The organism is Hymenobacter metallicola (assembly GCF_004745645.1).
GTDB lineage: Bacteria > Bacteroidota > Bacteroidia > Cytophagales > Hymenobacteraceae > Hymenobacter > Hymenobacter metallicola.
Genome location: NZ_SRMB01000005.1, coordinates 314,101 through 328,986 on the forward strand (window position 1 = coordinate 314,101; position 14,886 = coordinate 328,986).

Below are 14,886 nucleotides of genomic sequence, written 5' to 3' on the forward strand. Positions count from 1 at the left end.
ATTGGTGATTGTTGGGAGTTGATTGTTATTGTTCAATGTCCAATAAGCATCAATCAATATTGGGCTCAGCTTAAAGCACCGTGCGCGGGTCGTCGTCGACGTTGAGCACTTCCCGGGCTTTGCGGGCGGCTGCTTCGCGGCGGCGCAGCCGCTTGCGCGAAAACAGCTCCCGGAATGAGTCGAACTGCTCGGTGTGCAGCAAGCTGACGCCGGCCCGGGCCTGGTTGGTAAGCGCGGCCTGGTCGGGGTTGAAGTCGCGGGGCGTGGTTTCGTAGCGCAGTTTGGCCCGGAACTTTCCGTCGGGCCGCAGGTAGTATTCCAGGCTCAGGTCGCCGAGCAGGGAGGCCTGACCGGCGGCGTTGGGTGTGCCGGGGTCAGTGCCCGTGGGGTTCGTTGTATTGGCACTGGTGTTGAAGCCCCCTTCCCGGGTCACGCGCAGCCGGCCGTTGAGGAAACTATAGCTCAGGCGCACCTGCAACTCCTGCAGCTGTTCCGAAGACAGCCCGTTGATGTTGAAGTCAATTTCCAGGTTCTGGTCGATCTGAGAAGTAAGCAGGCCCAGCTGGGTCGACAAGATCTGGCCCAGGCTGTTCTGTACCGTATTGTCGTTGCCGCGCAAGCTGATCTGGGTGAACTGGCCCGGCGGGGAAAGCTGCTTGAATACCAATAGGCTGAACACTTGCCGGTTGAGTTCCTGTTCGTCGTTGCGCAGCGAAGAGGTAAAGGCCGTCAGGTCGCCTTCCAGGGACGAGGGCGCATCGTTGAACTCCAGGCTCAGGCGAATAATGGGCAGCAGCAGGGGGCCGGTCAGGTTCATTACGGCCGTCACCGGCACTACGGCCCGGCTGTTGATGGCCGCCTGGCCCAGAATAGGTGCCAGGGAGGTTCGTTGGGTATAGGCGGCTGTTACGTTCATCTCGCCGGCCAGCGGGTCGCCGTTCCAGGAAATAATGCCGCCGGGCCGCACCACAAATTCCTTGTTAATGAGGCCCTGCAAGGTGAAGTTGTAGGCCCCGCGCACAATCTCGACCTGCCCGAACATGTTGAAGTCGCCGCGGGTGTCGATGTTGAGGCGCAGCTGCCCGGCGGCCGTGCCCCGGATAATGTCGCCGGTGCTTTCGTCGAGCAAAATCTCAATGTAGGCGTCCGGCGTCACGTCCAGGTTCATGTTCAGCCGTATCCCCGACAAATCCACCTGGCCCGCGGCGGCGGTGGGCACTTTCACGGTGGTCAGCGTATCAGTCAGGTTGCGGTTGACGAACTTGATGTAGCTGGCCTGCTGGGCTTTGGCGGCGTTGTCGAGCGGCAACGACAGGCGGGTGCCGGCGTCGCTGCGGGCCCGCACGTTCACAACTAAGTTATCGGAGGGGCCAAACAGCACGGCGTCGCCGGTGGCGTAGGCCGTCCCGAAATACAGCTCGTTGTCTTTGCGGGTGGTGTTGAGTACCAGCAGCTTATTGAAATTGGCCCGCAGGCCCAGGCGCATGTTCCGGAAGCCCTGGTGGAAAATATTGCCATCCAGCACGCCCGAATTGCCCAGCGGGTCGCGCAGTCGAATGGAGCGGAAATTGATGCGGTCTTCCTGAAACCGGATTCGGTCGGAGAAGGTGTAGGTGGTGCCCAGGTAGGTGAAGGTCAGCTTGCCGTTGGTCACGTCCACGTTGCCCACCAGGTTGGGGGCGGCCAGGCGGCCGGTCAGGCGCAGGGTGCCCGCGGCGGTGCCGCCCATGTCCTTGAAGAGGAAGTTGAGCAGGGGCTCGGCCAGCTTCACAGGGGCATTGTCGAGTACGGCCGTCAGGTTGAGCTGCTGCTCCTTGGCCTGGGGCGAATAGGTGCCCGCTACCCGCACCACCCGCAGCTGCTCGCGCAGCACGTCCATGTCAATCAGCAGCTGGCCGTTGCGGTTGTTCCACTCGCTGCTACCCCGCACGTTGCCAATGAGTACGTCGTCGAACTGCAGGGAGTCGACGCCGAGGGTACTGTTGATTTTCAGGGGGCCGTACACGCCGCTAATGGTGCCGGCGGCATTCACGCGGCCCGCCACATTCTGGTCCGTCAGCGGGTTCAGCGTCGTCAGGTCAAAGTCCTTGACGGCCAGCTGCAGCTGCTTGCTGGGGTCGTTGGAAATAAAGCCCTGGGCGCTGATACTCTGCAAGCCATTGCTCAGGGTAAAGTTTTGAATGTCGAATTCCTTGCCCCGACCCGAAATAATGACCGAGTTGCTGGCCGCAATGGTCCAGTCCTTGCCCAGCAGGTTCACACCCGACTGCCGGAAGACAATCTGCACGGCCTGGGGCAAAAAGGCCAGGGAGCCGTTGATGGCCGCTTTGTTGGTGGAATTGGTTTGGGCCAGAGAGGTCGAGAAGTTGATGCGTTCCTGGTCCCAGACGCCTTCCACGTAGAATTTTTCCGTCTTACCCAAACCGGGCAGCACCTGCCGCTCGGAGGTAATGTTGGCCTGGGCCAGCACTTCGGGCTGGTAGGGCAGCTTGGAGGTGTTGAATTCAAAGTCGGTGTTGAACACCCGCACGCTGTCGTACTGGATGCTGTTGAAGTGCCCGCCCAGCGCGAAAATGGACGTCGGTCCGTTGCGGAAGGAGCCGTCGATACGGGAAAAGTCGGACACCGTCAGGCCCGGCAGGAACAGGCGCAGCACGGGGTTGGCTTGCTTCAGGTACAGGTCCAGGGCAATCTGGTACTCGGGCGTGGGGCGCTGCTGCTTGCGGCGGTAGTAGCTGGCAATGGCCGCGTCGTTGCTTTCAAAGTTGAGTTGGTACTCGGTCAGCAGGGTTTGCACGTCGCGGGCCACGGCCGTAAAGTTGAAGTTGCCGTTGGCCGTCAGATTCAGTACTTCCGAGCGGACGGTGAGGCGGCGCTGGGCCCCGGTGCGCTGACTGACCACGTCGAAGGTATCGATGGGCACGGTGCGGCCGGCGAAGCTGAGGCGGGAGTTGCGCAGCACAATGCGGCCGATTAGCTCGTCGAGCTTGAGGCCCTGGAATTTCACGTCGGCCGTGGTGGCTACTACCACGCTTTGCTTGGTCAGGCCCAGGGCCCGCAGGTCGGCCCGCTGCACCCGGGCTTCCACGTCGAAGGCTTGCCGGGCTTTGTTCAGGTCGATGGTCCCGTTGGCGTCGATTTGCAGGTTGGGGTCGTTTACGGCCAGCTTGCCGTCGAACGACTGCCGGCTGAACTGCCCGTTGGTGGTAATGTTGCGGAACCGGTAGCCGTTGAGCCAGATGCTTTGCACGCTGGCGTTGGCCTTGAGCCGGGCCCGCTCGGGCGTAAAGCCCACGCCTTCCACGCGGCCGTTCATGGTAATGTCGCGCACTGTGCTTTCGTCGCCCAGCAGCTTGCCCAGCTGAAAGGCCGTGGTCTTGACCTGTCCTTCGTAAGTGGAGTAGGCCGGGTCGGTTTTAAACTTAATATTCACGTCCGACACCACCTCGCCCAGGGCCGTGCGGAAGGCGCCGTTGGCTACAAAGTCGTTGTAGAAGCCCAGAAATTGCCCGTTGAGGCGCACCGTGCCCAGGCGCGCCACGTAGGGCCAGCCCGAGGCCGGAATGTAGCGCTTGATGTCGCGCCCGTCGATAACGGAGGGCTTGAGGCGCATTTCCACGAAGCTCTCTTTCAAATTGGGCAGGCCCTGCACGTTAATATTGCCCCGCACGTGGGTGTTGCGGCCGTAGGTCACGTCCAGGTTCTTGGTCGTGAAATTGGTGACGTAGCCTTTGGCCTCGCCCGAAAGCAGCACGGTTTCCTTCAGATCCCGAATAAAAGGCTGGGGCGCGAAGGAGGCAATATCGTCGGAGTACACCCGCGACGAATCCAGCCGGGCCGTGACTTTCACCGAATCGTTGAAATCGACAAAGTTGAGGAAGTGCTGGTACTCGAACTTGATGTAGGGCCGCAACTGGCTCTTACCCACGCGCAAATCCAGGCCGGCAAATTCCCAGAACTTGTCGGCGTAGGTCATATTAGCCGTCAGCTCCTTTAACCGGGTTTTCGAGGGAATATCCACGGCCCGCAGCCCGTCAATCTGGGCGTGAATCGTGTCGCCGCGCAGCCAAAGCTGGGAGGCGTCGGCGTATACGCTGTCGATAAACATGTGGGCGTAGTCGATGGTGCGGCCGTAGGTTTCGGCCCGGGCCACGTCTTTGCGGTCGAGTACGAAGCGCCCGTTGCGCAGGCCAATGGCCTTAATCTGAAAATCGAAAGGCTTGGAAACCTTGGTCGTATCGGTGGGCCCGATCAGGCGTTTCACAGCTCCAATGAACTGGTCGAGTGTGGTCGAATCGGGCTGATTGGCGTAGGTAATCAGCGAGAAGCGCGGCTCCTCCAGCGTGAGCTTGCCCACGTGGAGGTGGCGGGGGTCAAACATCGAAAACAGCTCAATGTCGGCATCGGCCTTGCCAATGTTGAATAGCTCGCCACCCTGCCGGTCCAGCACCCGCACGCCTTCCAGCACCACGCGGGTAAAGGGTCGCACATCTACCCGGCCCACAATCACCCGTTGCCCCAGCTTATCGGTCAGGATAGTGGCGGCCCGGTGCGCCAGGTTGGTTTGCACGCTCGGAATGCGCAGGGCCAACAGCACGCCGCCCACCACCAAGCCCAGCAGCAGGAGCAGGCTTAGCAGAATTTTGAGCGTGACGGAGACGAAGCGGGGCACAGAAACAGAGCTGGAAAATGTTGAGCTTACGGGACGAAGATGCGGGATTTACCTCAATGGCTGCCTGGGAAATAAGATAAGCTGCAAAACAATTCCAGCTCCGGCCCGCGCCGTATCAAAGAATCCTGACACGTGACAAATGTGTTGGTTTAGTGTTTTAAACGACCTTTGTACTATAATTTGTGCAGGCAGCGGCCCAAAAGCGCCTAACTGCCTGCTACTACCTCTTGACTATTTCCGCATGCATTCCCCCGTCATTCTGGCTATCGAGTCTTCCTGTGATGATACGTCGGCCGCCGTTATGGCCGGCGGCGAAATCCTCGCCAACGTGGTAGCCACGCAGCAAGTGCACGAACAATACGGCGGTGTGGTTCCCGAGTTGGCTTCGCGCGCCCACCAGCAGCACCTGATTCCGGTAGTGCAGGAAGCCCTGCGCCGGGCAAAGGTAGACAAATCCGCCCTCGACGCCGTGGCCTTTACCCAGGGGCCCGGCCTGCTGGGCTCGTTATTGGTGGGCAGTATGTTTGCCAAAACCTTCGCCCAGGCCCTGGATAAACCGCTGATTGCCGTCAACCATATGCGGGCTCATATCCTGGCTCATTTCATCCGGGCGCCCCGGCCGGCGTTTCCGTTTTTGTGCCTGACCGTCAGCGGGGGCCACACCCAGCTGGTCGTGGTGCGCAGCCCGATGGACATGCAGGTAATCGGCCAAACCATCGACGATGCCGCCGGGGAAGCCTTCGATAAAACCGCCAAGCTGCTCGGCCTGCCGTATCCGGGCGGCCCGCACCTGGACAAGCAGGCCAAGCTGGGTAATCCTACGCGCTTCCCGTTTCCGGTGGGCGCCATGCCGGGCTACGACTTTTCCTTCAGCGGCCTGAAAACCTCGGTGCTGTATTTTCTGCGGCAGCAAACGGCCCAGAATCCGGACTTCGTCGCCGAAAACCTGCCCGACCTCTGTGCCAGCATTCAGCACACCATCATTCAAACCCTGCTGCGCCAACTCGTGCGAGCCGCTCAGGATAACAACCTAACCCAAATTGCCCTGGCCGGGGGCGTGGCGGCCAACTCCGGCCTGCGGGCGGCTCTAACCGAGCTAACGGCTGAGAAAGGCTGGGAGGTGTTCATTCCCGACTTCGAGTTTTGCACCGACAATGCCGGAATGGTTGCCATGACGGCCCACTTCCAGTACCAGGCCGGCGACTTTGCCGAGCCCCTCGTCAGCCCCGACCCGCGCCTGAAGCTCACCTAGGGCGGCGTATTCGCGTGTCTAATGGCCCTGCCCGGGTTAATTGCGGTTGACCAACGACAGGCGCCCGCTCGGCGTTCATACACTATTCGGTTCGCCCAAGCCGGCGAATTTGCGTACCTACGCTACTCTATAAGTATAGTACCCCGGAAGAGCTTCGGCCGGCCGGGGCTTTTGCACCCTACCATGGCCAAACAAAAAGACGATACCCCCAAGCGCGTTAATATCCTGAACCGCCGCGCCAGCTACGAATACAGCTTCCTGGCCAAATACGACGCGGGCATGATGCTGCAGGGCACCGAAATAAAAAGCATTCGGGAAGGCAACGTGAACATGCAGGACGGTTTCTGCACCTTCCACCCCGACGGTTCCCTGTGGGTGCACAACCTGAGCATCTCGCAGTACACGCTGGGCACCTACAACAACCACGAGCCGAAGCGGGAGCGGAAGCTGCTGCTCAACAAAAAGGAGCTGCGCCAGCTCGCCAACAAAACCCAGGAGCAGGGCGTCACCATCATTCCCGTACGCCTGTTTGTCAACGACCGGGGTTTTGCCAAGCTCGAAATTGCCCTGGCCAAAGGCAAAAAGCTCTTCGACAAGCGCGACGACATCAAGGCCAAAGACCAGAAGCGCGAAATGGACCGCGCCCGGGAATACTAGGTGGTGAAATAGTGTGTTTTAGGGAAGATATTTGGCCGACTGGCTTTTAAGCGGGAGTTTCGTGGATATTTGCAATAATTCGGTGATGCCCGCTCGTATACTTCAGCCCCGCTGAACGACAACTCACCATTTTACCACTTCACCAGTTCACCACTTTGAACCACGGAATCTGCGCCCTGAGCGTCGTGCCGGTGCGGGCCGAGCCCTCGGATAAAGCCGAAATTGTCACCCAGCTGATTTTTGGCGACTGTTACACCGTGCTCATTACCCAGGGCAACTGGCAGCAAATCCGGACCACGGCCGACAACTACGTGGGCTGGATGGACCCCAAGCAGCACCAGCCCGTGACCAGCGAGTACCTGGCGGCCTGGAGCGCCCAGGACCACCCGCGCAGTCTCGATGTGGTGCAGGTCGTGAGCAATGCCCAGGTGCGCATCCCGGTAACCATGGGGGCCCGCCTGCCCTTTTTTGACGGCATGACCCTGCGCCTGGGGGAGGAAACCTACTTCTACAACGGCGCGGCCACCAACCCTCAGAACGGCCACGGCCTGCAAGGCCCCCCCGAGAAGCGCTTGGCGCTGCTGCTCAAAGCCGGCCAGATTTTTCTGAAGGCTCCCTACCTCTGGGGTGGCCGTAGCCTCTTCGGCGTCGACTGCTCGGGCCTGGTGCAGCAGCTCTACGGCCTGATCGGGGTGCAGCTCCCCCGCGACGCCCGCCAGCAGATTGACCACGGCCGCACCGTGCACTTCGTCTCCCAAACCCAGCCCGGCGACCTGGCCTTCTTCGACAACGCCGACGGCAACATCGTGCACGTGGGCCTCGTGCTCGACGACCAGCAGATTCTGCACGCCAGCGGCGAAGTCCGCATCGACCCGCTGGACCACAACGGCATCTTCAACCGCAAAGCCCAGAAATACTCCCACAAGCTCCGCCTGATCAAGCGCATCTTGGCCGAATAGGGGTAATGTGTTTATGCGCAACAGGCCCGGGCGAGACTGAACAGCCTTACCCGGGCCTGTTGCGTCCATTTCTTAACATTCCCCAGCATGGGCCCGCCGGTACCGTAAATCGGCTATATAGCGGAGCTTTCCAGCCACTTTAGCGAAAGGAAACTTAAGCCCGCCGCTATTGTTAATACGCTTAGAATCATCTAGCTTTCGCTGTATCAGATGATTATTTCACCGAGCGTATGGACCAAAAAGTGCTAGTTCTCAATGGCGACTATACCGCCATTACGCTGTGCAGCGTGCAGAAGGCTTTTGTGCTATTGTTTCTGGATAAAGCCGAGATGATAGCCAAGTCGGACCACGGGGTGCTGCGTACGATTTCCTCTGCCTATCCCAAGCCCAGCATTATCCGCTTGCAGCGCTACGTGCGCGTGCCCTACAAGGGCATTGCCCTGAGCCGGCATAACATTATGAAGCGGGACCATTTCGAGTGTCAGTACTGCGGCTCCACTAAAAACCTGACGCTGGACCACGTGCTGCCCCGTTCCCGCGGCGGCGACTCGTCGTGGACCAACCTGCTGACGGCCTGTGCCCGCTGCAACCACGCCAAGGGCCACCGCACCCCTCAAGAAGCTGGCCTTACCATCAGACAGGTGCCCAAAAAGCCAACCTTATCCGGTTTTCTCAGGCTTAGTGCCGGCACCATCGACCAGAACTGGCATCCGTATCTAACCAACTAACGCCGGGAGCAGCTGCTTCCGGCTTTTTTGTGCCCGGCTACCAGCCGAAGTAAGCCTGCCAGCTCTGCTTGCGTGGGCAAACAAGCGCACGGGCCGGCGTGAAAAGCAGCCAACGCCTAAGTAGCAGAGCAGCAAGGTGAAGCTCCGCCCCGGCTGATTGAATTGATTTTGGAATTGTGCAAAATCCTGGGGTGGACGCACCAATTACGGTGCAGCTGCTGTTAGATGCGGTATCTTTGCAGCAGTCCACCCAGCTTCAGTTCATGTCAGCAGTACCCAAGTTTGCGGCTTCCCGCTCTTTTCACACCGAGTTAAAAAACCGTATCAACGCTTACTTCGAGGAGTCGGGTAAGGAGCAGACGGGCACCACCAGCCTGTTTGTGAAAGCCATTATCCTGACCGGGGCCTTCGTGGCGTTGTATGTCCACGTCGTGTTCTACACGCCATCGGCCCTGCTGGCCGTTGTAGAGTGCGCCCTGATGGGCGCCGTCGGCTCGGCCATCGGTTTCAACGTGATGCACGACGGGGCCCACGGCTCGTTCAGCAAATCCAAGTGGGTAAATCAGTTTGCCGCTTTCACGCTGAATGTGATGGGAGGCAACAGCTTTATGTGGAACATGAAGCACAACCTGATTCACCACATGTACACCAACGTGGACGGCTTCGACGACGACATTGATGCCCAGCCCTGGCTGCGCCTGAGCTCGACCCAGCCCCGCCACCGCTTTCACCGGTTCCAGCACCTCTACTTCTGGTTTTTCTACGCCCTGCTCTTCATTGCCTGGATTTTCTTCATGGACTACCAGAAGTACTTCAAAGGCAAGATAGGGGAGGTGCCGATTAAGAAAATGACGGCCACCGACCAGGGCGTCTTCTGGGGTTTCAAGGCCCTGCACCTGTTTCTGTTTATGGCCCTGCCGATTTACCTGGTCGGTTTCTGGGCTTGGCTGGTCGGCTTTATCGTGTTTGGCTGCGTGGCGGGCTTCTGCCTGAGCCTGGTATTCCAGCTGGCCCATACCGTAGAGCATGCGGCTTTCCCGATTCCCCACGAAACCACCAACAAGCTGGAAGACGAGTGGGCCATTCACCAGATCAAGACGACGGCCAACTTCGCCACCGACAATAAGGTTATCAGCTGGCTGGTAGGCGGGCTGAACTTCCAGGTCGAGCACCACTTGTTTCCCAAGATTTCGCACGTGCATTACCCTGAAATCAGCAAGATCATCAAGCAGATGTGCCAGGAGTTTGGGGTAACCTATAACGAGTACCCCAAGATGCGCTACGCCGTAGCTTCCCACGTGTCGTTTCTGCGCCAGATGGGCCGGGCGTAACCCTGCCGAAATAAAGATCAAAAGCCGAGCTGCAAACTAAAAGCTCGGCTTTTTCGTTGGTCTTGTTGACTTTCCCAAGAAAGTAGAGTAGATATCCGCAAGGTGTGGACGTCAGAATAAGTGCTGGAAGCCTCGGCCTCGGCGCTGACCCACGCTGCCCCGCAGCCGGGTTGCACAACCAACCATCCTTGCTGATGTCACTTCCCAAATTTGCTCCTCCGCGTAACTTTTACGCCGAGTTACGAGCCCGCACCAACCAATATTTCGAAGAAGCCGGCAAGTCTAGCACGGGCGGCTTCAGCATCGTGGGCAAAGCGCTGCTGCTGACCACCTGCTTTGTGCTGCTCTACGTGCACCTCGTGTTTTTCACGCCGGCTACGGCCCTGGCCTTGCTCGAGTGCGTGCTGCTGGGGGGCGTTATTTCGGCCATTGGCTTTAACGTGATGCACGACGGGGCCCACGGCTCGTTCAGCAGCCACAAGTGGCTGAATCATTTTGCCGCCTTTACCCTCAATATCCTGGGTGGCAGCAGCTACATGTGGAACGCCAAGCACAACGTGATTCACCACATGTACACCAATATTGAGGGCGCCGACGACGATATCGACATCCGGCCCTGGATGCGCATGAGTGCCGGGCAGCCTCACTACAAGCTGCACCGCTTTCAGCACCTCTATTTCTGGTTTCTGTACTGCATGCTCTACATTTCCTGGATTTTTGTGATGGACTACCAGAAGTACTTCACCAAGAAAATCGGGGATATGCCGCTCAAGAAGATGGATACGGCCGACCACCTCATTTTCTGGGGCTTCAAGGTGCTGAATCTCTTTCTCTACATTGCCCTGCCGATTTACACAGTTGGCTTCCTGGGCTGGCTGGCCGGCTTTGCCGTCACGACGTGCTTCGCCGGCCTGGTGCTGAGCCTGGTGTTTCAGCTGGCCCACACCGTGGAGCATACCGCCTTCCCCATGCCCCACGAAACGACGGGTAAAATGGAAGATGAGTGGGCTATTCACCAGATCAAGACGACGGCCAACTTCGCCACCGAAAACCGCCTGATCAGCTGGCTGGTAGGCGGGCTGAACTTCCAGGTCGAGCACCACTTGTTTCCCAAGATTTCGCACGTGCACTATCCCGCCATCAGCAAGATCATCAAGCAGATGTGCGGCGAGTACGGGGTGGAGTATATCGAATACCCCAAGATGCGCTACGCCGTAGCTTCCCACGTTTCCTTTCTGCGCCAGATGGGCCGGGCTGCTTAACGCCTGATTTCAGCACGAAGAACAAAAAAAGGCCTGCTCATGGAGCAGGCCTTTTCTGATTACCTATGATTACAATTCGGAATTAGCCTAGAAGGCCCGGCTGGCAGCGGCGGAGCCAGCCGTTGCATTTGCCGGCGCCACCCCGATAAAGTTCAACAAGTCTTGGTTGAGACGGTCCTTTTCCGTTACAAACAAGCCGTGGGGGGCCCCGTCGTACTCTACATACTGGGCATGAGGCACGTACTGCGTCATGCGCTTGCCGCTTACTTTATGTGGCACCGTGTCGTCGCTGGTACCGTGGATAACCAGCGCCGGTACCTTAAGGCTTTGCAGGTCCTGGCGGAAGTCGGTAGCGGCAAAGGCGTACACGTCCTGCTCGGTGGCGCGGGGCGAGGCCAGCTGGCAGATAGACTGCATCCAGTCGAGCGTGGGCTGGCTGACGGGGTGGCTGATGACGCCTACGCCGAAGAACTGCTTCCCAAAGGTGGAAAGGAAATCGAACCGGTCTTTGCGGATGCCCTCAATCATCTTGTCGAAGTTTTCCTTGGGGGCTCCGTCAGGGTTGTCGTCGGTTTGGAGTAGGAAGGGCGTCACGGCCGATACGAAGGCTACCCGGCTGACGCGGGCCCCGCCGTGGCGGCTCATGTAGCGGGCCACTTCGCCGCCGCCCATTGAGAAGCCCACTAGGGTCACGTCCTGCAGATTCAACTCCTCGAGCACGGCCTTCAAGTCATCGGCCAGCGTATCGTATTCGTGGCCTTCCCAGGTTTTAGTCGATTGACCGAAGCCGCGGCGGGTGTAGGCAATAACGCGGAGGCCGTGCTTGGGCAACTCGGCCAACTGGTACTCCCACATTTCATAGGAAGCCGGCCAGCCGTGAATCAGTACGACGGGTTTGCCCTGACCTTGGTCGGTATAGTGCAGTCTGATGTCTTGGCCATTAGCATCCTGGCCGACTTTGATGTAGCTCATGAGAATAGGGGTGTGGTTGTAGAACACTAGAGTAAGGGTGTGTACTGTTCACCTGCGGTAGGAGTTACAGTTGTGCTTACAGTGCCCACAGGCCCCTAATGCATTTTTCTCTACAAAGCAGAAAGCCCAGCCGTTGAACTCTCCCTACAGCCCGACGAAATATTATTTGGCGGAGAATATTTTGTATGGGAGGAGAACAGTAACTGCTACGAAACCCATAGGTGCCAACGCTTCGTGATACGCCACCGACCGCTCATCTTCTTGGCAAATATTAACGTCCCGCCACCACACTCGCTGCCGCATCCGTAGTCCTGCAAAAAGCAAGCTGCTGTGAAGGTTCTGTTAAAGCTTATGCGAGAGAAAAGAAGATGCGCCTTGGGTTTGGAGTTTTCGCCGCGTACAACGGGCTTGACACTGGAACCCACGTAGAAATTATGGTGCTTAGTAAGCGTGACTACTTCCAATGGAATAGGAACTGATGTGGTGATTGAATCCGTGAGTTTTGCCAACAACTGCTCAGCGGAATCAGCCCTGTCGCTCTTATTCCTAAGATGCCTATAGTTCCAATGTTCTTTGAGGGGTATTAACCGATCTGCTACATATAGGTCATAGTACACCGTGTCGTAGGGTAGCTTGGAGGTGGTGCCCGGTGGGGGTGGAGGTAGAGGTATGTACTCCCCGGGAGCAATAATTTCCTCAAACAGATCTACCAGCACCTGCGCTTCCTGCTGGCGGTAGTACTCCGACTCCGGCGAGTGGATGTCGGGCGCTTTCGAGCAAGCCCCCAGCAGCACGGCCAACGTTCCCAAAAGCAGCCGGTTTTTCATGCCGTCAAAGTAGTGCTTTTCAAGTGCTTCCAGCTGTGGGAAACTTGCCGCAAACTCCGTATCTTTGCCGCCCCGCCAGGGTGGCGGGGTCTGGAGCTGAGCTTCAGGAAGTTACTCATAACGCGGACCCGGATTTGATCCTAAGCCGGCCGTGTATAGTAGGATCAACCAGTATTATGGCAGTAGAAGTAGTTGACAACTTCGATTGGGACAACGTCGGAGCTTCGCAGTTTGGTGGTAACTATACCGCCGACCAGCGCGCCGAGATGGAAAAAATGTACGGCGACACGCTGACGACCGTCCAGGAAGAAGAAGTGGTAAAAGGTACCGTAGTTGGTATCACCGACCGCGACGTTATCCTGAACATCGGCTTTAAGTCGGACGGCCTCGTGCCCCTGTCGGAATTCCGCGACCTGACCGACCTCAAAATCGGTGACCAGGTAGAGGTATTCATCGAAGACCAGGAAGACTCAAACGGCCAGCTGATCCTGTCACGCAAGAAGGCGAAGATCAAGCAGGCTTGGAAGTCGATTTACGACGCTCTGGAGAATGACACCATTCTCGAAGGCGTAGTAAAGCGTCGGACCAAAGGTGGTCTGATCATGGATCTGGACGGCGTAGAGGCCTTCCTGCCCGGCTCGCAAATTGACGTGAAGCCTATCCGTGACTTCGACATTTATGTCGGCCGTCGTATGGAAGTGAAGGTTGTGAAAATCAACGCCGCTTTCGACAACGTAGTAGTATCGCACAAAGTCCTGATCGAGAAAGACCTCGAGAAGCAGCGCGAAGCTATCCTCAACAACCTGGAGAAAGGCCAGATCCTCGAGGGCGTTATCAAGAACATGACCAACTTCGGTGTGTTCATCGACCTGGGTGGTGTCGACGGTCTGCTGCACATCACGGACATCTCGTGGGGCCGCATCGCGCACCCTTCGGAGGTTCTGCAGCTCGACCAGAAACTCAACGTGGTTGTTCTGGACTTCGACGAAGCCAAGAAGCGTATCTCGCTCGGCCTGAAGCAGCTGACTCCCCACCCATGGGATTCGCTCGTCGCCGAAATGGGCGTAGGCTCGAAGGTGAAAGGCCGTATCGTGAACGTAGCTGATTACGGCGCGTTCATGGAAATCATCCCCGGCGTTGAAGGTCTGATCCACGTTTCGGAAATGAGCTGGAGCCAGCACCTGCGCAACCCGCAGGACTTCATCAAGCAGGGCGACGTAGTGGAGGCTCAGATCCTGACCCTCGACCGCGAAGACCGCAAGATGAGCCTGGGCATCAAGCAACTGACCGAAGACCCATGGACCCGCGCTGACTTCGGCACGAAGTACGCCGTAGGTTCTAAGCACAACGGTCTGGTGCGCAACCTGACCAACTTCGGCCTGTTCGTAGAGCTGGAAGAAGGCGTTGATGGCCTCGTGCACGTTTCCGACCTGTCGTGGACCAAGAAGATCAAGCACCCCTCCGAAATGGTGAAGGTGGGCGACCGTCTGGACGTGCAGGTACTGGAGCTCGACGTAGCCAACCGTCGTCTGGCCCTGGGCCACAAGCAGCTGGAAGAAAACCCCTGGGATACGTTCCAGACGGTGTTCACCCCCGGCTCGGTGCACAAGGCTACCATCACCGAGAAAAACGACCGGGGTGCCGTGCTCGAGCTGCCTTACGGCATCGAGGGCTTCGCTTACCCCAAGTCGCTGCAGAAAGAAGACGGCTCGCAGGCTGAGAACGGCGAATCGCTGGACTTCCGCGTAGTGGAATTCTCGAAGGATGACCGTCGGATCGTACTGTCGCACACGGCTGCTTACAACCAGCAGGCCGAAGAGGATAGCCGCGCTTCGAAATTCGCCAAGAAGAAGCCCGCCGGCGGTGCCGGTGCTGCTGCTCAGGGCGAAGGCAAGCTGAGCGACCTCAAGAAGCCCGCCGCTGGCGAGAAGTCGACCCTGGGTGACCTGGACGCTCTGTCGGCGCTGCGCGACAAGATGATGGGTACCGAGCGTCAGGCTGGCGAGCAGAAGCTGCAGGCTTCGGCCGAGGCCAAGGCTCCCGCCGCTGAGGCTCCTGCCGAAGGCGGTATCCTGGCTGCCGTAACTGGTGCTGCTTCGGCCGCGCTGGACAAGGTGACCGAGGTTGCCGGCGACGTAGTTGACACGGTGAAGCACGCTCTGTCGAACGATGACGCTGACCAGAAAGACGAAGAGAAAGCCTAAGCTTGCTTGAAGTCGAAAATAG

Annotated in this window: 10 protein-coding genes; 7 read left to right on the plus strand and 3 right to left on the minus strand. The window is 58.4% G+C overall.

Going from position 1 to position 14,886, the window contains the following annotated elements; translation table 11 throughout:
• Positions 1-70 precede the first annotated feature (70 nt).
• Positions 71-4,672: a translocation/assembly module TamB domain-containing protein gene (locus tag E5K02_RS22065; protein ID WP_135398045.1), complete on the minus strand. Its 4,602-nt coding sequence runs from the start codon at positions 4,670-4,672 to the stop codon at positions 71-73.
• Positions 4,673-4,913: 241 nt separating this feature from the next.
• On the opposite strand from E5K02_RS22065, the gene tsaD reads away from it, so the two are divergent.
• The 6 genes from tsaD to E5K02_RS22095 all read left to right on the plus strand — a co-directional run bounded on the left by tsaD (position 4,914) and on the right by E5K02_RS22095 (position 10,861).
• Entirely contained in the window at positions 4,914-5,924 is a 1,011-nt protein-coding gene (gene tsaD / locus E5K02_RS22070) for a tRNA (adenosine(37)-N6)-threonylcarbamoyltransferase complex transferase subunit TsaD (protein WP_135398047.1), read from the plus strand.
• Between the two features lie 183 nt (positions 5,925-6,107).
• On the plus strand, positions 6,108-6,581 hold the full coding sequence (gene smpB / locus E5K02_RS22075; protein WP_100338930.1) for an SsrA-binding protein SmpB: 474 nt from the start codon (positions 6,108-6,110) through the stop codon (positions 6,579-6,581).
• 155 nt (positions 6,582-6,736) lie between these two features.
• Positions 6,737-7,540, plus strand: coding sequence for a C40 family peptidase (locus tag E5K02_RS22080; RefSeq protein ID WP_240737400.1), 804 nt, complete (start codon positions 6,737-6,739; stop codon positions 7,538-7,540).
• A 230-nt stretch (positions 7,541-7,770) separates the two neighbouring features.
• Complete coding sequence (locus E5K02_RS22085) at positions 7,771-8,268, plus strand: HNH endonuclease (RefSeq protein ID WP_135398049.1); 498 nt, start codon at positions 7,771-7,773, stop codon at positions 8,266-8,268.
• A 263-nt stretch (positions 8,269-8,531) separates the two neighbouring features.
• Positions 8,532-9,599, plus strand: coding sequence for a fatty acid desaturase family protein (locus tag E5K02_RS22090; RefSeq protein ID WP_135398051.1), 1,068 nt, complete (start codon positions 8,532-8,534; stop codon positions 9,597-9,599).
• 194 nt (positions 9,600-9,793) lie between these two features.
• Positions 9,794-10,861: a fatty acid desaturase family protein gene (locus E5K02_RS22095; RefSeq protein WP_135398053.1), complete on the plus strand. Its 1,068-nt coding sequence runs from the start codon at positions 9,794-9,796 to the stop codon at positions 10,859-10,861.
• 87 nt (positions 10,862-10,948) lie between these two features.
• Here E5K02_RS22095 and E5K02_RS22100 read toward each other — a convergent pair whose 3' ends face one another.
• The gene (locus tag E5K02_RS22100) at positions 10,949-11,833 is read right to left on the minus strand and encodes an alpha/beta fold hydrolase (RefSeq protein WP_135398055.1); all 885 of its coding nucleotides are present in this window, start codon (positions 11,831-11,833) and stop codon (positions 10,949-10,951) included.
• A 206-nt stretch (positions 11,834-12,039) separates the two neighbouring features.
• A complete protein-coding gene (locus E5K02_RS22105) occupies positions 12,040-12,660 on the minus strand; it encodes a hypothetical protein (protein WP_135398057.1) in 621 nt (206 codons plus the stop codon).
• Positions 12,661-12,836: 176 nt separating this feature from the next.
• Here E5K02_RS22105 and rpsA point away from each other — a divergent pair, with 176 nt between their 5' ends.
• Positions 12,837-14,864 (plus strand): 30S ribosomal protein S1, encoded by a 2,028-nt coding sequence (gene rpsA / locus E5K02_RS22110; protein ID WP_240737401.1) that lies wholly within the window; start codon positions 12,837-12,839, stop codon positions 14,862-14,864.
• Positions 14,865-14,886 lie beyond the last annotated feature (22 nt).